Origin of the sequence: Nocardia sp. NBC_00403 (assembly GCF_036046055.1) — a bacterium.
GTDB lineage: Bacteria > Actinomycetota > Actinomycetes > Mycobacteriales > Mycobacteriaceae > Nocardia.
In genome coordinates, this window is sequence record NZ_CP107939.1 from 2,715,247 (window position 1) to 2,737,302 (window position 22,056).

Sequence of the window (22,056 nt, forward strand, 5' to 3'; positions counted from 1 at the left end):
AAGGCGGTGCGATGGTGGAACCCGGCGGCAGTTCGGAGCCCGGCGGCGGAACCGACAACACGCGGCTGTTGGCCATCGCGGCCGTCCTCACCGCGGTGCTCGCATTGGTGGTCGCGGCCGCACTGGTCCTGCGCGCCGATCAGCAAGCCGATGACGACAAGAACACTCCGTCGGCGACGTCCACCTCGACCACGGCGCGGCCGACTGCAACGTCCGGGGCCAGGCCCGTGCTGCCGCGGGTCAAACCGGTGCGTCGGATCGGTGATGACTGCTCACACGACAACGTCGTCGCCCAGTGGCATCTGCGCGATGGGGTATGGGTGTGTACCCCGCAGGAGCAGGGGCCTGCAGAACATCGGATCGCTGACGACTGCTCACACGACAACGTCGTCGCCCAGTGGCATCTGCGCGATGAGGTATGGGTGTGTACCCCGCAGGAGCCGGCCCCTGCAGAACATCGGATCGGGGACGACTGCTCCGCGGGTGGCATTGTTGCCCAGTGGGGCCTGGCGCCCGATGGGATATGGGTGTGCGCCCGGAAGGAACAGGGCACTGCAGAACATCAGGTCGGGGACGACTGCTCCGCGGGTGGCATTGTCGCCCAGTGGGGCCTGGCCCCCGACGGGCTATGGGTGTGCGCCCCGCTGCAGCAGGGCCGCGAAGAACATCGGATCGGTGACGACTGCTCGCACGGTGATGTCATCGCGCAGTGGGGCCGCACCCCGCAGGGGCGTTGGGTGTGCATTCCACCAGCGCATGGCGGCGAGGAGCCCGCGCCGCCGCCCGCGGTATCAGGCGAAATTCGATAGACACGGCTGAGATGCTCGATGGGTGATTGTCGTCCCGGATTTCTTTGCCAACCGCTTAGTCGACATGGAACCAGAGGCCGAGGCCTGGCTCGATCGGCTGCCCGAACAAGCCGCCGAATACGCCGACCGCTGGCAGGTGCGCATTGTCGGTGAGCCGATGCACGGATACGCGGGCGTCGTACTGCCGGTGCTCGCAAGCGACGGCACTCCCGCCGTCCTGAAGCTCAGCTATATCACCCCGGAAACCCGCGACGAGCCACTTGCCCTCGCCGCTTGGCAGGGGCAGGGCGCGGTGCAGTTGCTCGACAGCGACCCCGAACACGGTGTGCTCCTGCTCGAGCGCCTCGACCCCAGCCGGTCGTTGGAAACCGAGCCGATCGATGTGGCGGTGCCGATCATCGCGGGCCTGCTGCGCCGCCTCGCCATCCCCGCGCCGTCCGGACTTTCTCGCGACCTCAGGACCGAGGCCGCCCGCTGGGCCGAGGAATTGCCGAGCGAATGGGAGCGACTCGGCTCCCCCTTCCCACGAAAGATGCTCGACGCCGCCATCGAGGTGTGTCGTCAACTGGGACCGACCGCGGACCGCCTACTGGTGAACGAGGACCTGCACTTCGAGAATGTTCTCGGCGGTTTCCGCGAATCCTGGCAGGTCATCGACCCGCAGCCGCTCGTCGGTGACCTCGAATTCACTATGCTCTCGCTGCTGTGGAACCGCCGTACCGAGTCCGTCCTCGACGACCGCTTCACCGCCATCGTCGCTATCGCGGGCCTCGACGCCGAACGCGCCCGCGCCTGGACCCTGTTCCGCGCCGTCCAGAACTGGCTCTGGTTCGTGGCGGACGAGGATACCGAAGACTTCGGCTGGCCCGCTGTCCAAGCCATCGCCCCCTGGGCGATGCGCTGAACCCCCGGCAATGAAACGAAAGCTGGCCCGGCACATCACCCGCCCGGCCCCCGCCCCGTCGCGTAATCAGTTGCGCGCGAACACAACCGTGACCAGACCGCCCGACAAGTCTGCGACCCGCCGCCTGATTCGCCGCCGGTGAGCTGTGCGTGGGCCGCCATCGTCGAAACTTGCCCGAGTCGGTATTGCCGGTAGGCCCCTACCACGGCTTCACCGGGTGAAGGCGGGGCTGACGAATCGGTCGACGAGGGTGCGTTCGGTGGTGGGATCGCTTGCGGGCCAGAACAATAGCGACAGCACCACGCGGACGATCCATTGTCCGGCGGCCGGGTCGTCGGCGGTTGCGGTGAGGGTGGTCGCGGCGTCCGCGAGTCGGGGGTTGCCCGCTAGGAAGGTGTCGACTTCCTGCGGCGTGGTTGCGGCGAGGAAGGCGACTGCTACCGGGTCGGCACGGACGGCGTCGAGGGCGGCGAGGATGGCTGCCGCGACACGATCGGGGCCGGTGAGTGTGGCGATCGAGTGCTGGATGGTCGCGGCGATCCGGGTGGTCGCGGCCGTGAGCACGGCCTCGCGTAAGGCGGACTTGCCGCCGACGTAGCGGTAGACGGTGGCACGGGAGCAGCCCGCGTGCGTGGCGACGTGGTCGATGTTGAGTCCGGCCATGCCGTGGCGTGCGATCAGCTCGGCCGCGGCCGCGTGGATGCGTTCGCCGGCGAGCGCGTTGCGGTCGCCGCCGGCCAGCCAGTCCGGCGGTGGCCCCGAACGGACACTCTTGGAGGCGACCGACAGGGATCGGCGCGTTTCGGTAGAAGGTGTCCGGGTCGGCCGGTCGGGCATCGCCGAGCTCCTGTTCTGCGGCAGATACGGTTGAACAATTTTGTCTCACATTGAGACATTTCGAAAGTAGTATCCCCGGTGGTCCGCAGGTGGGCGATCTGCCTGAGAAAAGGTGTGACCTGGTGATTCGAGGTTCTTTTCGCAGTTTTCCGAGGCTATTGACGAGGGTGGCCGGGGCGCGAAATCTGGTGTGTGAAAGCAGATATCGAGCGTGGAGGAAAGGCGGATCGGATGACCCGTGCGTTGGATGAGATCGATGTGTTCGACCAGGGGTTGCTCGACGATCCGTACCCGCTGTACGAGCGACTGCGCATCACCGCACCGGTGCACCGAGTCGCCGATACCGATTTCTACCTGGTGAGTCGCTGGGATCTGGTCATGGAGGCGACCACCCGGGTCACCGACTTCTCCTCGAATCTCACCGGCGCGCTGGTGCAGCAACCCGACGGCACGGCCGCGGTGTTCGACCTGGACGGCGGCGGCGGGGCCGTGCACGTCTTGGCCACCGGCGACAATCCCACCCACATGGCGCATCGCAGGGTGGTCCTGCCCGCCCTCGTCGCGAAACGTATCCGAGCATTGGAGCCGGCGATCGCGACGAACGTGGATCGGCTGTGGGAGGACGGTTTTCGCGACGGTCGCATCGAATGGATGTCGGCACTGGCCGACCGGCTGCCGATGATCATGGTGGCAGGCCTGATCGGTTTGCCCGACGAGGATATTCCGCAGCTCGTGGCCTGGGGTTACGCCAGCACCGAGCTGCTCGGTGGTGTAGTGACGACCGAGCGTCTCGGCGTCGTCGTCACTGCTGCTACCGAACTCGCCGGATACCTGCATCGACAGTTCATGTCCGCGTGCGCCCACCCCGGTGACAACCTGCTCGGCGACCTCGCGAAAGCCTGTGCCGCAGGCGAACTCGAGACCGAGGTCGCCGTGCTGATTCTCGTCCAGCTGGTCGGCGCGGGCGGCGAATCCACCGCGGGCCTCATCGGAAACGCCGCGCGACTGCTCGCCACCGATCCCACCCTCCAGCACCGGCTGCGCGAGGACCAGGACCTCCTCGTGCCGTTCCTGGAAGAGGCCCTCCGGCTGGAATCGCCGTTCCGTGCCCATCACCGGCATGTCGTCGCCGACACCACCCTCGGCGACGTCGCCCTACCCGCAGGTAGTCACCTGCTCCTACTCTGGGGTGCCGCCAACCGAGACCCCGCGGTCTTCCCTGACCCCGACGAGATCCGCCTCGACCGCGCCACCCGCAATCACCTCGCCTTCGGCAAAGGCATCCACTTCTGCGTCGGCGCCACTCTCGCCCGCCTCGAAGCCGAACTTGCGCTGCACACCCTCCTGACCCGCACCGCCTCGTTCCAGATCGCCTCGGAACATACAGCCGCCCAATGGGTCCCGAGCATCTTCGTCCGGCGCCACCACAGATTGTCCCTGGTGATCGATCGAAACCTGATGTAGCCGAACGACTTCCACAGATCGGCTGTCCTGCGGCAAGACGCGCAACCAATCACGGGCGTGGCGTGTGGGTCAGGCGTGGGCGGTCTTGCCGCCATCGATGACCAGTTGGGCGCCGGTGAGGTAGGGGTGCTCGTCGGACGCGAGGGTCAGTGCGAACGAGGCGATTTCCTGTGGGGTCGCCAGGCGGCCGAGGCCAGGGACGTTGGACTTGGCCCACTGTTTCATCAGGACCTGCCAGGCATCGTCGGGGAGGGCTTCCATGCCCGCGGCGCGGCGGACCAGCTCGGTGTCGGTGGTGCCGGGGATGAGGGTGTTGACGCGGATGCCGTCGGCGGCGTAATCGAGGGCGGCGGATTGGACCAGACCGGCGAGGCCGCGCTTGCTGGCTGTGTAGGCGGCGCGGCTCGAGTCCGTGGCGAGGGCGTTGCTGGACGCGGTGACGACGATGGTGCCGCCGCCCGCGCGCAGCAGGTGCGGCACTTCGTACTTGATCGCGAGGAAGGTGCCGCGCAGGTTGGTGTGCAGCACCCGGTCGAACTCCTCGGCGCTGTATTCGTGCAGCTTCTTCTGAATGGTGATCCCGGCATTGTTGAACGCCACGTCGAGGCGACCGTAGGTGCGCACCACAGCGTCGACGAACTCCCGCACATCGTCTTCTACGAGAACGTCGGCACGAAAATAAGTGGCCTCACCGCCGGCCGCGCGAATCTCCTGCTCCACCGCCCGGCCGCGCTCGATCCGCCTGCCGCAGAACGCGACTCGGCCACCCTCCGCTGCGAACAGTCGAGCGGCGACCGCGCCGATCCCGGACGTCGCGCCGTGATCAGCACAACCTTGTTCTCGAAACGGCGCAACCCCGACGGACGAAAAGCGGGCGGATTCGAATTCGCGCCGAGCGCCACCCCGCCCGCCAGCCCGGCCGTCGCACCGACCACCAGCCCGGAGGCGGCAGCCAAGCCGAACAGCTTGCGCCGGTTGGGCTTCCCCGAGGACACCTCGGAAGTTGCTGTGCCGATGTCATTCGCGTCGTATGTCATGCCACAACCGTCGCCGACACGCGCGCCGACCGATTCCCTCGATGAGCCCGAGTCGCGGCCTCGAGTAGGGCGGGCGGCTCCTCCCACGGAAGGAGTCGGATCGGTTGACTGTGGACGGCCGCATGGGTTGCCGAGTTGGCGGGGTTTCGACGACATGTCGGCCGGTAGGAGGAGCGATACTCCTCCAGCGGGAGGAACCGGGTGGCGCGGATGCAGGGCATCATTGTTGGCGTGGTGGATTCGGCAGATGTGACTCGCGGGGTCGAGTGGGCCCTCGATGCGCGGTCGCTGCCGGTGCGGTTGATCGCGCTGGGTGGGGCAGCGGTGGGGTGCCTGCTGCTGCTTTCGGATGCACCTGGGCCGGTGGACTGGGTGATCGGCCTGCTGGCGGTGCTGGCCACGGCGGGGGTGTGGGCTGGCCGCTGGTCACTTCGCTCGTCACGACCGGGCTGCTTGCTGTCGGGTTCGAGATCGGCCAGGTGGGGCCGGTTGTTGCCAAGGTCGCTGCCGCCATCGCCCTGATCGAGCTGGCGGCGCGGCGGGGCGGTTGGCAACCCCTGCTGGCGTCAGCGGCATTGGGTGGCGCGTATCTGTTGCATCCGGCGGGGGTCCTCGCCGCGACCGGTTATCGCGCACTCGTCATGGCTGGTGCGCCGCTACTGATCGGCAGTTTGCTGCGGACGGCGCGTGAGGGTGCGGAACGGGCCAGGCGGGAGGCGGGGGAGCTGACGCTGCGCCGCGAGTCCGATATCGCGGCGGCGCGGGCGTTGGAGCGCACCGCCATCGCCAGAGAGCTGCACGACCTTATCGCCCACCATGTTTCGTCGACCGTGCTGCGGGTTGGAGTGGCCAGGCATGCGGTCGCCGATGCGCCGCCCGCTGTGCGCGAGGTACTCGACGACATCCACGCCAGCGGCACCGAAACCCTCGCCGACCTGCGGCTGCTCGTATCGATCCTGCGCGATCCGGCCATGGTAGGCGAATCCTTCGTCGCACCGACGGATTTGCCCGCCGCTCTGACCGGCGTCGCAGACCGCGCCGCACAACTGGGCCACACTGTCGAGGTGCACGTAGACGACGCCGTCACCACCGTCGACGCGCTCCGCGCGCTGACGCTATTGCGCCTCACTCAGGAAGGCATCGCGAACATTGTGAGACACACGGCCCCGGGCACGAAAGCACGGCTGGCCATCGATGTCATCGATGACGGCACCGTCGATTTCGTGTTATGCGACAGGGGGATGCGCACCGAACCGAACGGAACCGGCCACGGCCTCGGCCTGGTTGGGCTGCGCGAGCGGGTCGAACTACTCGGCGGTGAGTTCACCGCGGGGCCATGTGATATGGGGTGGCAGCTGGTCGCACGACTGCCCGCCGCAGCACGGGTGTCGACGTGAGTGTGTCGTTTTGGAGGGCGATTTGGTGTCTGGTTGTGCACCTGTCCCGGCTTGACGCCGGTGGCGATGTGAGCGTGCACCTCTGGAGGGTGATGTGGTTGCCACGTTCGTCGGTGCGGTGGTGGCGATCGGCTGCGTTTGCCGATGGTGGCGTGGTGAGTGTGCGGTTGCGGAAGGTGACTTCGCTGTTCGATCGGGCGATGGTGTGGTGGCTGGTTTTCCGCTCGGGTGTTCGCCGCAGCGCAGGTGATGGCTTGGCATCGGCCGCGGGGCGACGTGCTGTGACAGGGTGCGGGTCATGACCATTCGGGTGCTCATCGTCGACGACCAGCAGTTGGTGCGGGCCGGGTTGCGGATGCTGTGCCAGACCGATGGTGAGCTCGAGGTGGTCGGGGAGGCAGCCGGTGGTGGGGACGCGGTTCGGCTGGCCGAGCAGTTCGCGCCGGATGTGGTGCTGATGGATCTGCAGATGCCGGGCATGGATGGAATCCGTGCCACCGAAAGGATTCTCGCGACTCGCCCCGCGATCCGGATCGTCGTGCTGACCACCTTCGACGACGACGATCACCTCTATCCGGCGCTTGCGGCGGGCGCCTGCGGATTCCTCGTCAAGGATGCGTCTCCGACCGACCTGCTCGACGGCATCCATCGCGCGGCTGCCGGCGAATCTCCATTCACCCAAGCCATATTGCAAAGATTGGTCGGCTCTGCAGTGGCGGCGCGTGTGGCGACTAATGCGGAAAGCCGGGCGAATTCCACCGCGCCTCAGGGGCTCACCCCACGCGAGGCCGAGGTGCTCGCCCTTGTCGTCACCGGTCTCTCCAACGCCGAGATCGCCGACCGACTGCACCTGGGTGTCACCACGGTCAAAACCCACATCGCCAACCTCATGGCAAAAACCGGCGCCACCAATCGAGTTCGACTCGCCGTGCTCGGCACCCGGGTCCACCAGCCAGGTCCGGAGTAGCGCCAGCGGTGTCGATTTTGCTCGGTACGTGTGCTAGGTGCACATCGGCGACGGCAATGCTATTCGCTGCCATGAGGATTCGCTGCGCATCGGCGACAAGGTGGCCTTTGACAAGGGCAACATCGTCTCACCGACCTCGACAACGAGATCGGTGAGTTGACGCTCGTCTCGGACCGGTGACCAGCAGGGCGTTCGATCCTCATCGGGCCGGCTCGTCCCGCGCGCTGCCGATAGCGCTCAGTGTGGGTGCTGCGCAGCGTATTTCGCGCGTTCGACGGCGCGCCGCCGTGCGCGTTCCGGGTTTTCCAGATCGGCGGGCAGGCCATGCTCGGCGAGCCGGTGGGCGCGGTTCATCGGCATGAAGGCTGCGGTGTAGAAGAGCGCGAGCAGCATTGCGAGCAGGACCATCGAGCCGCGGAGCCATAGTTCGCCTGGAAACAGCAGGAACACCGCGAACAGTGGGGTGAAGGGGACCATGCCGCGCAGGAGATGGCGTGGGGCAGCGTATTTTCCGGTGAGGTCGTTGCGGACCCAGCCGCGCAGGGAATCCGGGAGGCGGCGGCCGAAGGCGTAGCCGATCCATTGGATCGGGTTGGGGCGTGCCTGGCTCATCGGCGGACTCCTGTCGTTGTGCCGGAAGGCTTTTCGTCATCACCAAGCAAAGCTCGCCGGGCGGCCTCGTTGACCCGGTTGAGGACGTCGCGCAGTTCTTCCAGATCCGACATCGGTACGCCGAGGCGCGCCACCACGGCCGGCGGGATCTGCTCGGCCTGCTTGCGCAATGCGATACCGGCTGGGGTCAGGTCGACCAGCAGGTTTCGCTCGTCGCGCAGATCGCGGGTCCTGGTGATCAGGCCGGCCGCTTCCAGTCGCTTGAGCAGCGGAGACAGTGTCGGGGAATCCAGCTGGATCGCTTCGGCAATCGCCTTCACCGGCATCGGCGCCTCGCCCCACAGCGCAAGCATCACCAGATACTGCGGGTGGGTCAGCCCGAGCGGTTCGAGTAGCGGGCGGTAAACGCCGAGCACTGCGCGGTTGGCGACGGCCAGCGCGAAACACACTTGGCGATCCAACTGCAGTGGGTCGTCGATCTGGGTCTCCATTGGTCCTCCTGGTTCCCCCGACATGTTAGCGCATTAATAGTTAGCGCATGAAGTAAATGTGCGCGACACCTCAGCGCCGCAGCGCCGGCAACACGCCGGATTTCGATAGCGTGTGCGCATGAGTGACGACGCTGTCACGCCGCGTCCGCGGATCCATGAGCTCGACGCCGTGCGCGGGCTGGCGCTGTGCGGGATTCTGGTCGTCGATATCTGGCAGATCACCGATATGTCGGCGACCGTCGCACCGGGAGTCATCGATCCGGCCCGGCATGTGCTGTCGGTGCTGTTCGAGGGACGGTTCTTTCCGATCTTCTCGTTCCTGTTCGGGTTGAGTTTCGCGCTGTTGCTCGACAGCGCGGCGCAGCGCACCGATCGGCCGCGACTGGTGTTGGCGCGCAGGCTGGTGGCGCTCGGGGTGCTCGGCGCGGTCCATCACGTGTTCCAGCCCGGTGAGGCGCTGCTCCCATATGCGATGGCGGGGTTGGTGATCTTGCTGCCCGCCGCGGGGCTGCCGAGGTGGACCCTGCTGATTGCCGCAGCGGCGGGGACCGTCGGTGTCGCGCTCACCCTCGGCGGCGGGCTCGGCCTGGTGCCGGGACTGTTCTTGCTCGGCCTGGCCGCCGACCGCTTCGGCATCCTCGACCAGCTGCGTGATCGAGGCCGGCTACTCGCCCTTGCCTTTGCGGTGTCGTCGCCTGCCGCCGTGTTCGCGGGGATGTGGGAGTTCCGCACGCCATATCTGGAACTGTGGACCAGCGTCGTGGCACCGGTCGCCGGGCTGCTCGGCGCGCTGGCCTACTTGACCGGCTTCCTGCTGTTCTTGCGCACCGACACCGGGGAACTGTGCTCCGAGGTGCTGGAGCCGATGGGCCGGATGGCGCTGACCAACTATGTTTCGGCCACCGCGCTGATCCTGGTCGCCGACCCGTGGCTCGGCCTGTCCGGCTCCACCCGCTACGGATCGCTGCTCGGTTCGGCGGCCGCGATCATCGTGGTGCAGGCGCTGTTCAGCTACTACTGGCTGCGCTGGTTCCGTTACGGCCCGATCGAATGGATCTGGCGTTGCCTCACCTGGTGGCAGCTCGTGCCCAACCGGTGCACCCGCGACGAACGACGGCAACGCGCCGGCATGGCCGGTGTGCCGCAGCGGTGGTGACGTGCCGTCAGCCGAGCTTCACCGGCAGCGTCAGCGGACCGCGATGCCTGAACCCGGAGCGCCACACTATTTCTCGTGGTGACACCGTAAGTGTTGTGCCGGGCCATCGGGTGAACACCGCGTCGAGGGTGGCGCCGGTGATGGTGCGCACCAACGCGGTGCCGAGACAGGAATGGATGCCGTAGCCGAGGCCGAGGTGTGGGTTGCGCTTGCGGCCGAGATCCAATTCGCCCGGCCGCGTGAAGACGCGGGGATCGTGGTTGGCCGCGGCCAGGCACAGCAGCACCGTCTGACCGGACCGAATCGTGTAGTCGCCGAACCCGATGTCGGCGGTCGCGAAGCGAGGTCCCGCCAGCACCTGCGGCGACAGGTACCGCAGCAACTCCTCGACGGCGGGCTGCCTGTTGGATGCGGAGTGCAGTGCGGGCAGCTGGTCGGGGTGGTTCAGCAGCGCGAGGATCGAACCGGCGAGTAGATCGGTGAGCACCTCGTACCAGACGAACAACAGGTAGAACAGCAGTCCGGCAAGCTCTTCCGTGGACGGCGACCCGGTGTCGTCATGGGCGGCGACCACTCTGCCGAGCAGGGTGTCGGCCCGCTCCGCCCGCGCCTGCTCGGTTGCCGCGGTGATGATGGACTGCATCGTCGCAAGCGTGTCCCTGGCGCGTGGGGGAGCGGCGGAGGCGAGCAATGTCGAATTCGCCCACGCCGCAAGCGCTTCCCGCTCGTCGGACCCGAGACCGAGGAGTTCGCCGAGCACCGCGGCGGGCAGCGGCACCGCAAGCCGTTCGACCAGATCGACTTCCGTATCGGAATCCACTTTCCGCAGCAGCGATTCGACCAGCAATGGGGCGAGTCGGTCCCACTCGGTCAGCCGTCGCGGCGAGAGTTCGCCGGTCACCAGCTTGCGCAGGCGCGCATGATCGCCGGGTGCCGTGACGAGCAGTGCGTCCAGTGGTGGCGGGACCGCGAAGCCCCGGTAGTCCGTGCGGCCCGCGGTGCGAACGTCGCTGGTCAGCCGGTCATCCAGCAGGCCGGCCCGCACATCGTCGTATCGCGTCACCAGCCATGCGGGCGGACCGTCCGGTGTCCGCACCCGGTGCACACCGCCGTCGCGCCGCAGCCGGTCGAGCACCGGCCACGGGTCCGCCGCGAACTCGGCATCGAAAACTTCTTGCACCAGTCACCATCCCCGTTGTCCGCCAACATTTCCCGTCGGCGCCCGACGCGGACCAAAGTACACGCGAACGCGCCGCCTCGATCTCGGGCGACGCTGGTCGTTACCTGGCGGCCACGCCGGCCGAGCGGATCGCGTCCAGGACTTCGCCGTAGCTGAGTGTCGAGTTCACGGTGATCGTTTCCGCCACCCGGTCGACGTCGGCGGAATCCACCCCGCCGAGGCCGAGCAGTGCCTGTTCGGCAACCTTGGCGTCTTGGTCGGAGTAGTTGGGCAAATCGAACGTGTAAGTCATGTGACGGACTTATCCCGACCCCGAGTGCTCAAACATTTCGACGTCTGTTGTTTGACTCCTGAATTACCGGGAATAGCGGAGTTGTAACACCAACCAGCGCATCGGGATTGTCATGATCATACTTATCGGACTCGTCGTATTGATAGCCGCGGTAATCATCGGCGTTGCCGGGGTCGCGGCCAATATGGGCGAAGTAAGCACGTCCACGAATGATTTCGCCATGTTCGACTATCACTTCACCGCCGACGCAGGCCAGCTGTTCGGCTACGGAGCTGCCGTCGGGGCCATCGGGATGCTCGGGCTGAGCCTGCTGTTGGCCGGTGTCTGGCGCAGTTCTCGCCGTGGCATGGCGACGCGACGCGAGCTGAGGCAGACCCGCAAGGAGGTGGCTGCGGTACGCCGCAACGCGCCACCTGACGCCACCCCACCGCCGCCCGCAGCACCGCCTGCCTCGCGACCGGCAAGCCCGCCGCCGAGCGGTAAGCCGGCCTGGAGCTGGAACCGGTTCATGCGCCAACCGTCCGGGGACGCCCCGGTCGAAACAGTAAGGAAATGACCATGATTGTTTTAGGGCTTATTCTGCTTGTCGTCGGATACCTGCTCGGTATTCCATTGCTCACCACCGCGGGAATCATTCTGCTGATTATCGGAGCGGTGCTCTGGATCGCCGGATCGGTGGGTCGCCCTGTCGGCGGCCGGCGTCACTATTACTAGAACGTCGACCGGCGGCGATTCAGATCCCGGACACACCGGCGAGCTGGCCAATGGCATAGGTGACTGCCATGGCCAGCGCGCCGCCGATGACAACACGCACAACGGCCCGGCCGCGATGGCTGCCGCCGAGGCGGGCGCTGACCGAACCGGTGATCGCCAACGCCACCAGCATCGACCCGAAGGTCACCGGAATCCGAGCCGTGGTGGGCGGCAACATGATTGCCAGCAGCGGCAACACCGCACCGAGGATGAACGAGATCGCCGAGGAGATGGCCGCCTGCCACGGATTGGTCAGCTCGTGTGGGTTCAGCCCGAGCTCGGCCTCGGCGTGCGCGGTGAACGCGTCGTGCGCGGTCAGCTCCGCGGCGACCTGACGCGCGGTGGCCGCCGACAAACCCTTGGCCTGATAGATGTCGGCCAGTTCGGCAAGTTCGAAATCCGGTTCATCCCGCAGTTCCGTGCGCTCTTTGGCCAACAGCGCGCGCTCGGAGTCGCGCTGGGTGCTGACCGAGACGTACTCGCCAACCGCCATGGAGATCGCGCCCGCGCTGAGTCCGGCGATGCCCGCGGTGAAGATGGCCGACGGACTTGTCGTCGCCGCGGCGACGCCGACGACAAGACCCGCGGTCGACACGATACCGTCGTTCGCGCCGAGCACGCCCGCGCGCAGCCAGTTCAGCCTCGACGCCAGGCCCTCGGCGTGCGGCTCGTGCGGATGCGGCGCACCTCTGCCCGGCCCGGTCGTCTCGTCCATGAGCCGCACACTAGTTCAAAGTCCGCAAAGTATCAGCCAGCCGAACCGCCAGCGCCACGATGGTCAGGGTCGGATTGGCGTGCCCGGTGGTCGGGAACACCGAACTGCCTGCAATGAACAGGTTGTCCACGCCGTGCACCCGGCACTCGACATCGACGACGCCGTCGCGGGGGTCCACCGACATCCTGGTCGTTCCGGTCGGATGCGCCCAGTCGGTGAGCTGCGGCGGCAACGCGCTGGCTTCGCGCGCCCAGTCGTAGAGCACGGGTGCCGGGAAACCGAGACGAGTGAATTCGTCGATCGCGAGTGCGGCCGCGCGGCGAACTGTGGAGTCCTCCTGTGCGTTGACCCGCCAGTCGATCCGAGCCAGCGGCATGCCGAGCCGATCGGTGCGGTCGGTCAGCATGACGCGGCTGTCCGGGTTGGGTGCCTGTTCGACCATGCAGCGCAACTCGATTCGGTCGAGTTTGTGTGGCAGCCCCGTGTGCTGGATGAGCCTGCGCCGCGCACCGGACAGCAGCAAACCCGAATGGGCGAGTGCCACCTTCGCGTCGTGCGCGGTGCCGCGGCCGCGCAGTAATTGCTTCACCGAATCCCATGGATCGTCCTCGGCGGGGACCTCTTGCAGCCACAGCGCGCAATTGAGCAGGCCCTCGGTCGCCTGGACCTCGGGTGACAGCGCGATACCGTGCAGAAAGGTGTGTTTGCCGTGCGGTGTCTTGACAACGTATTTGCCGAAACGCTCCAGCGCACTGTCCGCGACCGCCGGGTCGAGCGCACCGACCGCGCCACAGCGGTGGTCCATCAGATAGCGCCCGACCAGGTTGTGCCGGTTGCCGATGCCCTCCGGCCGGACGCGCCGCGAGGCGAGCAACAGGCGTGGATTTCCGATGCCGCCGGTGGCGAGCACGAACATCGCGGCCCGCACCGTTCGCGGTCGCGGATCGGCGCCCGCGACCTGCAACGAATCCACCCGAGCGCCATCCTGATCGGTATCGATATGGGTGACAGTGGCGTTGACGAGTACGCGGACATTCGGCGCGACAAGGTCTTTCACATGCGCGCCGAATCGCTTGCAGTCGAACGGGTCCACCGGATCCCGGCTGATCTGCCAGAAGTAGGGGCGCAAGCGCGTCGGATCCAGTGCATCGGACGGCTGTGGGCGACCGGCCAACTGCCAGAACGCGTCATCGGTGAAGCCGCTGCCATAGCCGATCCCGATGTGCTCGGCGGCCCGCTCCAGGAACGGTTCGAGCTCACCTGCGCCGATCGGCCAGCCCGAGTTGGCAACCCAGGGGCGGTCGCTGAAATCGAGCTCGTCGAGTAGCCCGCAGCGTCCGCTCCAGGTGTGCGACGCGCCGCCCAGAATCCGATCGCCCGCGACCCGCGTCGACTGGGCTCGGCGCGCACCCACATTATCGATATCGGCGAGTGCGTCCACCTCCTCGGACAATTCGAGGCCGCCGCTCTCCACCACCAGCACTCGCCGCGGTGTGCCGGCCAGCTCGGCAGCGAGGGTCAACCCTGCCGGGCCGGACCCGACGATGCATATATCAGCGGACAATTCGTTGTCCCCGACCGATCGCAAATCATCGATACGCAACGGAGGTCCTCTCCCGCAAAACACCCCGGCCACGAACCCCCCTGGCAGGCTCGCGTCCGTTCACTGTAAAAGCCGGGCCGGACTTTTGCCGGTGCTTCAGCAGCCCCCGCTGAAGAACGCGCGTATATAGCCCGCGGACTGTCGGACATACATCCAGGTCCAGAACTTCACGCCGGAGTCGCTCGGGCTCGCCACCATGGTCAACTCGCCGCCGAAGCACTTGCTCACGATGTACCTGGCCCGCGACACATGCGGGGTGTAGGTCACCACGATGATGTGGCGCCAGCCGAACAACTGTGCCCGGCGCCGGATTTCGCGTGCCTCACCGTCGGTCGTCCACGGATACGGGACGAAACAGTCGACCTGGAAGTCGAATCGGCCGGCGCAGTACTTGTCCATCGCGTGGTCGTTGATGCCGGTCGATCGCGAGATCAGCAACTGCGGGGCGTATCCGCGCCGCGCGAGATCGAGACCCATATCGAAGCGTTCGTAGGCTGTCCCGCCGAGGACCACGATCGCATCCGCCTTCCGCAGCGGATCTGTCTGCGGATGGATATAGACCGGCACGCCCGCCAGCCCGAGAACGACGACCAGGGCGAGCAGCACACCCCACCGCAAACCAGCTCGTCGAAGGCCGGGCCTGCGTCGACGATACTCGAGCTCGGGCAGTGGACGGCGCTGTAAATACGTGGCTCGGAACGAGTATGACCTGATCCGCGGCTTTTCGGGCGTCGGTTGTGGTAAGGGCTCGGGCCGGGCGTCGCGGTTCAGCTCGTCGTCGGAGACAGCGGTCATACCGACCAGCGTGCCATCGGGTGCGACAGTGCGGGCCGTTCGCGCTGGCAGGCAGGCTTCGGCTTTGCCACAACGGCTCCCGGTCGGTGGGGCTAGGGCCGGCCGGGGGTGCCGTCGCGGCGGATGGCTGTGGGGGTGGTGGCCCACCAGCGGCGACAGCTGCGGGTGAGGGTGGCTTGTTCGGAGAGGCCGATGAGGGAGGCGACCTGGCTCATGGGCATGTCGGTGGTGGTGAGGTAGCGGCGGGCGGCGTCGCGGCGGACGTCGTCGAGGATGGCGGCGAACGAGGTGCCCTCGGCGGCGAGGCGGCGTTGGAGGGTGCGGGGGTGAGCGGTCAAAAGTCTAGCTACGGCGCCGATTTCGGGGGGCGTGGTGCCGAGTAGCTGCTGGACGGCGGCGCGCACCTTGGGGACCAGGGATGCGTTCGCGCCGCCGGACTGCTCGGCAAGAAAAGCCATCGCCAGGCGGTGCAGATTTTCGTCGCCACCGCTGAGCGGACGTGTTGCGAGGCTGCTCGGCACCCGCAGGACCGCCGCGGGACGGTTGATGCGCACCGGCGCTCCGAAGAGTTCTTCGTAGGTATGCAGCGGCGCCTCCGGGCGGTAGGGGAGTTCGACCGAGCGCAGGCCGTAGCGATCCTCGACCAGGCGTTGAATCGTGCGGTGCACGAATGCCAAGCCGAGGTCGGTGCCTTGAATGGGGGTCGGATCGCCGGGCGGCACGCCGTAGCGCAGGGCAATCACCCCGCGATCACCGTAGGGGTCGGGTTCGAGGATCAGGCTGAGTGAGCGGGCGTGCAGGAACAGGTAGCGCGAGGAGCATTCGACGACATCGGCCAGGGTCGGTGAATTGCGGATGGCCAGTGCCAGCGGGCCCAGCATGTCGAGATCCTGGCGGCGCGCGATGCGCAGGCCGAGGTCGGGGCAGTCGAGCCGATGCGCTGCCAGCTCCAGGACCGCCGCGACGGCCTGGTCGGGTACCAGCAGGTCGTCGGCGTCGAGTGCGGCAATGGGCAGGCCGCAGGCGGTGGCGAACTCCTCGGCGTTTCCGCCCAGCTCGGCCACCGTGGCGCGAAATCCGCGTAGACCCGCGGATCGAATCACCGACATGTCGCTCAGAATCAAATACTTGTCGTGCAAAGTCAAGAAGCTGCCCCTGAACCCTCCCACACTGGAGTCATGACCGAGACTGTCGTAGCTCCGGAACACCTCGATGTCGTGATCGTCGGCGCAGGGTTGTCCGGAATCGGCGCCGCCTACCGGCTGCAGGCCGAATGCCCGACCAAGACCTACGCGGTCCTCGAGGCGCGCGACGCACTGGGCGGCACCTGGGATCTGTTCCGCTATCCGGGTATTCGCTCGGACTCCGACATGTTCACCCTCGGCTATCCGTTCAAGCCGTGGCGCGACGCCAAGTCGATCGCCGACGGTCCGTCGATCCTGCGCTACGTCCAGGAGACGGCCACCGAGTTCGGCATCGACCGGAATATCCGCTACGGAACCAAGGTCGTCGCGGCCGACTGGTCCACGGACAGGGCCCGCTGGACGCTCACCCTCGAATCTCGCGACGCCTCGGGCGGCACCGAGCGACGCACGCTGACCTGCGGCTTTCTCTATGCCTGCGCCGGGTACTACAACTACGACCACGGTCACGCCCCCGACTTCCCCGGCGCCGACACCTTCGCCGGACAGATCGTGCACCCGCAGTTCTGGCCCGAAGATCTCGACTACGCGGGCAAGCGGGTGGTCGTCATCGGCAGCGGCGCCACCGCAGTCACCCTGGTTCCGTCGATGGCCGACCAGGCCGAACTGGTGACGATGCTGCAGCGCTCACCGACCTGGATCAGCGCCGTCCCCGGCCGGGACAAGCTGGCCGACCGCCTCCGCGCGACGCTGCCGCCCAATCTGGCGCACCGCCTGATCCGTACCAAGAACATCCTGTTCAACATCGGCTTCTATCAGTACTGCCGACGCCGCCCGGAGGCCGCGCGCAAACTGCTCACCGGTCTGACCACGCGCATCTTGAAGGACGAACAGGCTGTTGCCGAACACTTCACGCCGACCTACGACCCGTGGGATCAGCGCCTGTGCGCAGTGCCCAACGCCGACTTCTTCAAGGCGATGAAGAAAGGCAAGGCCGAAGTCGTCACCGATCACATCGATTCCTTTGTTCCCGAAGGCATCCGGCTGAAGTCCGGCCGAATTCTCGAGGCCGACATCATCATCACCGCGACCGGTCTGCGACTACTGGCCTTCGGCGGCATCGCCCCGCAGGTCGATGGCGAGTCGGTTGCGCTGTCGGATCAATTCGTCTGGCAGGGCGCAATGCTCACCGGCGTCCCCAATTTCGCGGTCTGCATCGGCTACACCAACGCCTCCTGGACCCTGCGCGCCGACCTGACCTCGCGGCTGGTTTGCCGGGTCCTCAACCACATGGACAAGAACAGCTACGCCGCGGTGGTGCCCAAGCCCGACGGAAAGCTCGACGAACGCCCCCTGCTCGACCTCGCCTCCGGATACGTCCAACGCTCGATCGGCGACTTTCCCCGCCAAGGCGACCGCCACCCGTGGAAGGTCAGGCAGAACTACCTGCTCGACTCCGCAACCACCATGCGCACCAGCCTGCACAAGACCCTCGAGGCAACCCCGAAGTCCGCAGTGCGCCACCGCGACTTGTCGGTCACCGGCTGATCCGGTGCGCCTCAGCGTTAAACCTGCTGGGGCTCCCAGCTGATCCGGTAGTCGAAGATCCAATTCAATGGTGCGACACCGGCTTTCGCGGCCTTCTTCAAGAAGTACGGCGTCAGCAGTCGCACCAGCAGTCGCCCGAGCCCGCTCGAGGCCTTGTCGCTGCTGGTCTCCGCGCCGTAGGCGACCACCCGTTCGACGCGCGCTCTGCGACGGTCCTCGTAGGCGGCCAATGCCGCGGCGGTGTCGGGGATGTCGCGCAGGCACGTCGCCAGCGTGACGGCATCCTCGACCGCCATCGACACGCCCTGGCCGGAGGAGGAGGCCACGGCATGCGCCGCATCTCCGACGATGACCATATTGTCGTTGTGCCACGTCGTGACCGTCGGCAGGTCGTATTGGTTGAAGCCGGGCACGAAGGTGTCATCCGGGGTTGCCGCCACTATGCGCGCGGCAGGTCCGCGATCGGCAGACAGCAATTCGACGAGCTGATCCCGCCACTGTGCCTGGGTGGTGCTTTCGCCAGCGGATTGCGAGAGTTCTTGCGAACGAGGCATGTTCGCGAACCACCAGATTTCGCCGTCCGGTGCGACGAGGTAGCCGAAGAACGCCTTCTTGCCGAAAATCATGCTGTAAATACCGGGGCGTAGCCCGAGTTCGGCGTGCAGCGTTCGGTCGGTGACGAATCCGCCAAGACCGTAGATCCCGAGAAAATGTGCTTTCGGTGCGGCCGGGTCGATGATTTCCCTGGTGTGGGAACGGATTCCGTCGGCCCCGATCAGCACGTCCGCCTCGAGGGTCGACCCGTCGGCGAAGGTTGCGCTGACGCCGTGGCCGGTCGACACCGCGCTCACCAGCCGCTTGTTGTACTCGTAGCGCACGCCCCGCCGGGTTGCCTCGGCATTGAGCGCCCGGTACATGTCGCGTCGCTTGATGCTGTGGGTGACGGTGCCGTCGGGAAGGGTTCCGCCGATCGGCATGTCGGTGATGTGTTTGCCGGAGCTGGTCGAAAACGACAGCGTGCCGGTCGGGTATCCGATCTCGGTCACCACGTGGTGGGCGTCCAGCAGCGCCAGCGCCGACAGCCCGTTCACCGCCACGGTCAGGTAGGCGCCGATCTGCTCGGCGGCGGCCTCGTTGTACGCCTCGCAGACGATCGGTTCCAGCCCCGCCCGCAGCAGAGCCATCGCGGTCACCGGTCCGGCAATCCCGCCGCCGATGATCAGTGCCTTCTTCATGGTGTGTCTCCTCCAGCTCGTTCTCGATCGTGATGTATCTTGATAATCAAGACATAGATAGTTTGAACATCGAGAGGTTTGAATGTCAAGAGAAGAGTTGGATGAGCTCCGTGCACAGGTCGGGCGCGAGTCGCAGGCCCTGCAAGCGGCCGTCGACTCTGTCGACCAAGCCGTCGCGGTGGTGCTCGGTATCAACCGAACCGATCTGCGCTGCTTGGAAGTTCTCTGGCACGGCGACTCGACTCCGGGTGAACTCGCCGCCGAGCTCGGCCTCACCAGCGGCAGCGTCACCACCATGCTCGATCGTTTGTCGAAACTCGATTACGTCGTGCGCCATCCCGGGTCGGGCGACCGTCGCAAGGTGCTCATCCGCATCACCGAAATCGGACTCGCTCGGATAATGCAGATCTACGACCCGATCGTGCAGGAAGGCTCCGAGGAGATCGCCCGCTACACCACGGCCGAACTGCGCACCGTCATCGATTTCCTGCGCTGCTCCCGTGAACTCCAAGAGCGCCACCGAATCCGCATCGCCGCTCTCTCCGAGCGGGCCTGATACTGCAACGGCACTCAGATGAGTGGGCGGCCGCAACGACTGTTGATCCTCTCGGGCAGCGATGCATCGTTGGCGATCCATTGTTGCCAACCTCGGGAAGCGTGCGCTCGGCAGTATCGCGAAAGGCCCAGTGTGACAGGGGTATTGCTCGATCGCGGAGTCTGGTCATCGTGACGTTCGCGACACCCGTCCCCGCGGGTTCGCTTACGCTCTGATTCATGGCCGCCCAGCAGACTCCGTGGTCAGATCCGCCCAGGATTTGGTCCAGCGAGCGGCGCCGTGCCCCGATCTCGGGGCCGACGCAGGTCGGTGTCGGCGGTGGACGACCAACGCCGGGCGGCGGTTCTCCGGTCGGCGATCCCGGTCAGGCGCCGGAAGCGTCAGCGGTATTCGGCCCGCCGGTGCCGTATTCGCCCGGCGACGAGGCTGCCCGCCGAGAGCTGTACGGCCCGCCGACCGAACTCAGCGAGACTCCGCCGCCGCAGCATTCGCAGCCCGAGCCGCCGAACAGAACTGGATTGTTGATCGGGGTCGGCGTGGTCCTGCTGATCATCATCGGCCTGCTGCCAATGATACTGCACGACAACTCGACCTCGACAAGCAGCTCATCGAATGTCAAAGCGTCGCAGGCTATGACGACGAGCGTCAAGGTCGGACCGGCGGCATCCGCTGCCAAGTTCGTCCGCGGTATTGCCGTCGGCAGGGTCGCTGCCAACGACGGATCGACACTCACGGTCGAAGGCGTGCTGGGCAGCGTGGCCGTGGTGCGTATCGACACACGCACTCGGGTCCTGATGTTGGCCGCGGTCCGTGCGGCCGACGTAAAAGTCGGCACGATGGTTATCGTGCAGGGGGACAAATCATCCGATGGCACCATCGAGGCGAAATACATCGTAGGTGACGGCGCTCCCTTCAGTCGATGATCAGGTCGTCGCGGCACTCGTGGCGGGTAGCGGATCACCCAGTGTTTCAACGCCCGTCGGGCGCGGAACTTCTGCGCGCTGTTTCCCGCACGCGAATAGACTGGGCGACCTCGTCCACCGCCTTGCGAACGATCGCTCCGTAAGCGTCGTCACCGAGGGTGTGGAGACTGTTGCGGGCCGCGTCGATCTCACGTTGCGCGGCATCGAAGGAGCCGAGTCGGCGATAGTTGTCTGCCAGGTTCAGGTGCAGTGAGGGGTAGAAGCTGCGCACGTCGAGTTGGGCGTCGTATCGACTGGCGCGGTCGGCGGTCATGCTGTCTGCCGCGTCCAGCGCGCGGATATCCCACGAAAGCGCCTGCGCCGCATCCTCGTACAGATCCGCCAGGTAGTGCGCAACAGTGCAGCGGTGCAACGGCTCACCCTGTGGCCCGAGGGAATCCCAGATCTCCCGCAGCGCAGTGCGGGCGGCGTCCGGAGAATCTTCGCGCCCGAGGGTGATCGCGCGAGTGATCGCCGCCATCGTTTCATCCGGCGATCCTGCTGTGGCCGAGGCGGTCATACTTTGTGCCCCTTCGAGTTCGGGTGGGCTGTGGGCATTACCAGCGTGGTGAGGTCGCCGTCGGTCGCCGAACGGATGAGGACCGGCAAGTCGGGCGCGGCGATGTCGAGCATGATCTCCGGGCCGAGCGCGGCACGGATCGCGGGCGACAGGGTCGTGGCGGCGAAGGCGAGATCGATGCCGGGGCCGGTCAGCGTCACCGGCAGCCGTTCGGTGCGGCCGTCGGCGCGCGACAAGATCAGCTCCGCCGCTTCGACGGAGAAGATGATCGTGCCGTCGTAGCCTTCGGTCATGTCCAACAGCCGGTCGCGTATCACCAGCACGCGCGTCCGCACCGGTGCCAGCCCCGCCAGCATTGCTCGATAGTCCGGGAACGAATCATCGATTGTGCGGCATCGGTGTTCGATGTCGCCGGCTACGAGGACGAGCGCTCCCGCCGCGGGGGCCACGGTGACCTCCTCGGCCTCGCGAAGCCAGGAACCGATCGACGCGAGGTCGGTCGCGTCGACAACCAGCGACCAGTCAGCGGCCGGTCGGCTCAGTGCCATTGTTCGTGTCGAAAGCCGATACCGGTCGGTTGCCGTCAATGTCAGCAGACCCGCGCTCGCCTCGATCAGAACACCGGCGAGTACTGGTATTTCGCCGGTCCGGTCCGCGGCGGAACGCACTTGGTCGATTGCCGCTGCGAGCGTCGCGGCGGACAAGACAGTCTGCCACGTGGCCTCATCGCCGATCGTGCTCTTGATCCTGCGAGCAACCACCGCTGCCTCATCCGCTTGCCGCCGCAGCTCCAGCACATGCGCGTCGAGCAATCGCGCTGCCTGCTCGACATCTCCCGCCAAGATCTCCGAAATAACCTCGAGCGGCACCGCGATCCCTCTGAGCTGCCGAATCATCACCGCTCGCACACACTGCGATTCGCGGTAATACCGGTACCCAGTCGCACCATCGACCCGCGCGGGAACCAGCAGCCCGCAGTCGTCATAGAACCGCAGCGCACTCGGCGTGAGCCCACTTGCCCGTGCCAGCACCCCGATGGTGATCAACTCCTCCGACCCGATTTCCGTCACTCGGCCATCAT

24 protein-coding genes and 1 pseudogene are annotated in these 22,056 nt (G+C 66.5%); 12 read left to right on the top strand and 13 right to left on the bottom strand.

What is annotated here, in order from left to right:
- Window positions 1–11: 11 nt before the first annotated feature.
- Complete coding sequence (locus tag OHQ90_RS11945) at window positions 12–809, top strand: hypothetical protein (protein ID WP_328410032.1); 798 nt, start codon at window positions 12–14, stop codon at window positions 807–809.
- 22 nt (window positions 810–831) lie between these two features.
- Window positions 832–1,713, top strand: a complete 882-nt coding sequence (locus OHQ90_RS11950) for an aminoglycoside phosphotransferase family protein (RefSeq protein ID WP_328410034.1) — start codon at window positions 832–834, stop codon at window positions 1,711–1,713.
- A gap of 210 nt (window positions 1,714–1,923) precedes the next feature.
- Here the strand turns inward: OHQ90_RS11950 and OHQ90_RS11955 are convergent, their stop codons facing one another.
- On the bottom strand, window positions 1,924–2,550 hold the full coding sequence (locus tag OHQ90_RS11955; RefSeq protein ID WP_328410036.1) for a TetR/AcrR family transcriptional regulator: 627 nt from the start codon (window positions 2,548–2,550) through the stop codon (window positions 1,924–1,926).
- A gap of 231 nt (window positions 2,551–2,781) precedes the next feature.
- Between OHQ90_RS11955 and OHQ90_RS11960 the strand changes: the two genes are divergently transcribed.
- The gene (locus OHQ90_RS11960) at window positions 2,782–4,014 is read left to right on the top strand and encodes a cytochrome P450 (protein ID WP_328410038.1); all 1,233 of its coding nucleotides are present in this window, start codon (window positions 2,782–2,784) and stop codon (window positions 4,012–4,014) included.
- A 69-nt stretch (window positions 4,015–4,083) separates the two neighbouring features.
- Here OHQ90_RS11960 and OHQ90_RS11965 read toward each other — a convergent pair whose 3' ends face one another.
- Window positions 4,084–4,818: an SDR family NAD(P)-dependent oxidoreductase gene (locus OHQ90_RS11965; RefSeq protein ID WP_328412781.1), complete on the bottom strand. Its 735-nt coding sequence runs from the start codon at window positions 4,816–4,818 to the stop codon at window positions 4,084–4,086.
- A 643-nt stretch (window positions 4,819–5,461) separates the two neighbouring features.
- Between OHQ90_RS11965 and OHQ90_RS11970 the strand changes: the two genes are divergently transcribed.
- The 3 genes and pseudogenes from OHQ90_RS11970 to OHQ90_RS11980 all read left to right on the top strand — a co-directional run.
- A complete protein-coding gene (locus tag OHQ90_RS11970; protein WP_328410040.1) occupies window positions 5,462–6,448 on the top strand; it encodes a sensor histidine kinase in 987 nt (328 codons plus the stop codon).
- A gap of 298 nt (window positions 6,449–6,746) precedes the next feature.
- On the top strand, window positions 6,747–7,415 hold the full coding sequence (locus OHQ90_RS11975; RefSeq protein WP_328410042.1) for a response regulator transcription factor: 669 nt from the start codon (window positions 6,747–6,749) through the stop codon (window positions 7,413–7,415).
- Between the two features lie 37 nt (window positions 7,416–7,452).
- Window positions 7,453–7,589: pseudogene (locus OHQ90_RS11980) on the top strand (acyltransferase); the annotation flags it as partial.
- Window positions 7,590–7,652: 63 nt separating this feature from the next.
- Here the strand turns inward: OHQ90_RS11980 and OHQ90_RS11985 are convergent.
- Window positions 7,653–8,027 carry a DUF5313 family protein gene (locus tag OHQ90_RS11985; RefSeq protein WP_328410044.1) on the bottom strand — a complete coding sequence of 125 codons (375 nt, stop codon included), beginning with the start codon at window positions 8,025–8,027 and terminating at the stop codon, window positions 7,653–7,655.
- Entirely contained in the window at window positions 8,024–8,518 is a 495-nt protein-coding gene (locus OHQ90_RS11990) for a MarR family winged helix-turn-helix transcriptional regulator (protein WP_328410046.1), read from the bottom strand. Before OHQ90_RS11990 ends, OHQ90_RS11985 begins: the two co-directional genes overlap by 4 nt.
- A 118-nt stretch (window positions 8,519–8,636) precedes the next feature.
- Between OHQ90_RS11990 and OHQ90_RS11995 the strand changes: the two genes are divergently transcribed.
- The gene (locus OHQ90_RS11995) at window positions 8,637–9,674 is read left to right on the top strand and encodes a DUF418 domain-containing protein (protein ID WP_328410048.1); all 1,038 of its coding nucleotides are present in this window, start codon (window positions 8,637–8,639) and stop codon (window positions 9,672–9,674) included.
- 7 nt (window positions 9,675–9,681) lie between these two features.
- On the opposite strand, the gene OHQ90_RS12000 is transcribed toward OHQ90_RS11995, so the two are convergent.
- Entirely contained in the window at window positions 9,682–10,854 is a 1,173-nt protein-coding gene (locus OHQ90_RS12000; protein WP_328410049.1) for a cytochrome P450, read from the bottom strand.
- A 100-nt stretch (window positions 10,855–10,954) separates the two neighbouring features.
- The gene (locus OHQ90_RS12005; RefSeq protein ID WP_328410050.1) at window positions 10,955–11,146 is read right to left on the bottom strand and encodes a hypothetical protein; all 192 of its coding nucleotides are present in this window, start codon (window positions 11,144–11,146) and stop codon (window positions 10,955–10,957) included.
- A gap of 112 nt (window positions 11,147–11,258) precedes the next feature.
- Between OHQ90_RS12005 and OHQ90_RS12010 the strand changes: the two genes are divergently transcribed.
- Both OHQ90_RS12010 and OHQ90_RS12015 read left to right on the top strand, forming a co-directional pair.
- On the top strand, window positions 11,259–11,702 hold the full coding sequence (locus OHQ90_RS12010; protein WP_328410052.1) for a hypothetical protein: 444 nt from the start codon (window positions 11,259–11,261) through the stop codon (window positions 11,700–11,702).
- A gap of 2 nt (window positions 11,703–11,704) precedes the next feature.
- Window positions 11,705–11,860 (top strand): DUF6131 family protein, encoded by a 156-nt coding sequence (locus tag OHQ90_RS12015; RefSeq protein WP_328412783.1) that lies wholly within the window; start codon window positions 11,705–11,707, stop codon window positions 11,858–11,860.
- 19 nt (window positions 11,861–11,879) lie between these two features.
- On the opposite strand, the gene OHQ90_RS12020 is transcribed toward OHQ90_RS12015, so the two are convergent.
- The 4 genes from OHQ90_RS12020 to OHQ90_RS12035 form a co-directional block, all read right to left on the bottom strand.
- Complete coding sequence (locus OHQ90_RS12020; protein WP_328410054.1) at window positions 11,880–12,614, bottom strand: VIT1/CCC1 transporter family protein; 735 nt, start codon at window positions 12,612–12,614, stop codon at window positions 11,880–11,882.
- Between the two features lie 10 nt (window positions 12,615–12,624).
- On the bottom strand, window positions 12,625–14,217 hold the full coding sequence (locus tag OHQ90_RS12025; RefSeq protein WP_328410056.1) for a GMC family oxidoreductase: 1,593 nt from the start codon (window positions 14,215–14,217) through the stop codon (window positions 12,625–12,627).
- 96 nt (window positions 14,218–14,313) lie between these two features.
- Window positions 14,314–14,931, bottom strand: a complete 618-nt coding sequence (locus tag OHQ90_RS12030; protein ID WP_442941456.1) for a YdcF family protein — start codon at window positions 14,929–14,931, stop codon at window positions 14,314–14,316.
- Window positions 14,932–15,104: 173 nt separating this feature from the next.
- The gene (locus OHQ90_RS12035) at window positions 15,105–16,121 is read right to left on the bottom strand and encodes an AraC family transcriptional regulator (RefSeq protein ID WP_328410058.1); all 1,017 of its coding nucleotides are present in this window, start codon (window positions 16,119–16,121) and stop codon (window positions 15,105–15,107) included.
- Between the two features lie 69 nt (window positions 16,122–16,190).
- Between OHQ90_RS12035 and OHQ90_RS12040 the strand changes: the two genes are divergently transcribed.
- On the top strand, window positions 16,191–17,702 hold the full coding sequence (locus OHQ90_RS12040; RefSeq protein ID WP_328410060.1) for a flavin-containing monooxygenase: 1,512 nt from the start codon (window positions 16,191–16,193) through the stop codon (window positions 17,700–17,702).
- Between the two features lie 17 nt (window positions 17,703–17,719).
- Here the strand turns inward: OHQ90_RS12040 and OHQ90_RS12045 are convergent, their stop codons facing one another.
- Complete coding sequence (locus tag OHQ90_RS12045) at window positions 17,720–18,937, bottom strand: FAD-dependent oxidoreductase (protein WP_328410062.1); 1,218 nt, start codon at window positions 18,935–18,937, stop codon at window positions 17,720–17,722.
- Between the two features lie 82 nt (window positions 18,938–19,019).
- Between OHQ90_RS12045 and OHQ90_RS12050 the strand changes: the two genes are divergently transcribed.
- Both OHQ90_RS12050 and OHQ90_RS12055 read left to right on the top strand, forming a co-directional pair.
- Window positions 19,020–19,493 (top strand): MarR family winged helix-turn-helix transcriptional regulator, encoded by a 474-nt coding sequence (locus OHQ90_RS12050; RefSeq protein WP_328410064.1) that lies wholly within the window; start codon window positions 19,020–19,022, stop codon window positions 19,491–19,493.
- 218 nt (window positions 19,494–19,711) lie between these two features.
- A complete protein-coding gene (locus OHQ90_RS12055) occupies window positions 19,712–20,416 on the top strand; it encodes a hypothetical protein (protein ID WP_328410066.1) in 705 nt (234 codons plus the stop codon).
- 46 nt (window positions 20,417–20,462) lie between these two features.
- Here the strand turns inward: OHQ90_RS12055 and OHQ90_RS12060 are convergent, their stop codons facing one another.
- Both OHQ90_RS12060 and OHQ90_RS12065 read right to left on the bottom strand, forming a co-directional pair.
- On the bottom strand, window positions 20,463–20,936 hold the full coding sequence (locus OHQ90_RS12060; protein ID WP_328410068.1) for a hypothetical protein: 474 nt from the start codon (window positions 20,934–20,936) through the stop codon (window positions 20,463–20,465).
- A 35-nt stretch (window positions 20,937–20,971) separates the two neighbouring features.
- Window positions 20,972–22,045: a DNA polymerase III subunit beta family protein gene (locus tag OHQ90_RS12065; RefSeq protein WP_328410069.1), complete on the bottom strand. Its 1,074-nt coding sequence runs from the start codon at window positions 22,043–22,045 to the stop codon at window positions 20,972–20,974.
- Between the last annotated feature and the right edge of the window lie 11 nt (window positions 22,046–22,056).

Bases quoted from the DNA above. Each gene is read 5' to 3' on its own strand.
- OHQ90_RS11960 (WP_328410038.1), top strand. From the start codon at position 2,782: ATGACCCGTGCGTTGGATGAGATCGATGTGTTCGACCAGGGGTTGCTC.
- OHQ90_RS12035 (WP_328410058.1), bottom strand. From the start codon at position 16,121: ATGTCGGTGATTCGATCCGCGGGTCTACGCGGATTTCGCGCCACGGTG.
- OHQ90_RS12050 (WP_328410064.1), top strand. From the start codon at position 19,020: ATGTCAAGAGAAGAGTTGGATGAGCTCCGTGCACAGGTCGGGCGCGAG.
- OHQ90_RS12045 (WP_328410062.1), bottom strand. From the start codon at position 18,937: ATGAAGAAGGCACTGATCATCGGCGGCGGGATTGCCGGACCGGTGACC.
- OHQ90_RS11945 (WP_328410032.1), top strand. From the start codon at position 12: ATGGTGGAACCCGGCGGCAGTTCGGAGCCCGGCGGCGGAACCGACAAC.
- OHQ90_RS11995 (WP_328410048.1), top strand. From the start codon at position 8,637: ATGAGTGACGACGCTGTCACGCCGCGTCCGCGGATCCATGAGCTCGAC.
- OHQ90_RS11975 (WP_328410042.1), top strand. From the start codon at position 6,747: ATGACCATTCGGGTGCTCATCGTCGACGACCAGCAGTTGGTGCGGGCC.
- OHQ90_RS12005 (WP_328410050.1), bottom strand. From the start codon at position 11,146: ATGACTTACACGTTCGATTTGCCCAACTACTCCGACCAAGACGCCAAG.
- OHQ90_RS12010 (WP_328410052.1), top strand. From the start codon at position 11,259: ATGATCATACTTATCGGACTCGTCGTATTGATAGCCGCGGTAATCATC.
- OHQ90_RS12015 (WP_328412783.1), top strand. From the start codon at position 11,705: ATGATTGTTTTAGGGCTTATTCTGCTTGTCGTCGGATACCTGCTCGGT.
- OHQ90_RS11955 (WP_328410036.1), bottom strand. From the start codon at position 2,550: ATGCCCGACCGGCCGACCCGGACACCTTCTACCGAAACGCGCCGATCC.
- OHQ90_RS11990 (WP_328410046.1), bottom strand. From the start codon at position 8,518: ATGGAGACCCAGATCGACGACCCACTGCAGTTGGATCGCCAAGTGTGT.
- OHQ90_RS12055 (WP_328410066.1), top strand. From the start codon at position 19,712: ATGGCCGCCCAGCAGACTCCGTGGTCAGATCCGCCCAGGATTTGGTCC.
- OHQ90_RS11985 (WP_328410044.1), bottom strand. From the start codon at position 8,027: ATGAGCCAGGCACGCCCCAACCCGATCCAATGGATCGGCTACGCCTTC.
- OHQ90_RS12060 (WP_328410068.1), bottom strand. From the start codon at position 20,936: ATGGCGGCGATCACTCGCGCGATCACCCTCGGGCGCGAAGATTCTCCG.
- OHQ90_RS12020 (WP_328410054.1), bottom strand. From the start codon at position 12,614: ATGGACGAGACGACCGGGCCGGGCAGAGGTGCGCCGCATCCGCACGAG.
- OHQ90_RS12040 (WP_328410060.1), top strand. From the start codon at position 16,191: ATGACCGAGACTGTCGTAGCTCCGGAACACCTCGATGTCGTGATCGTC.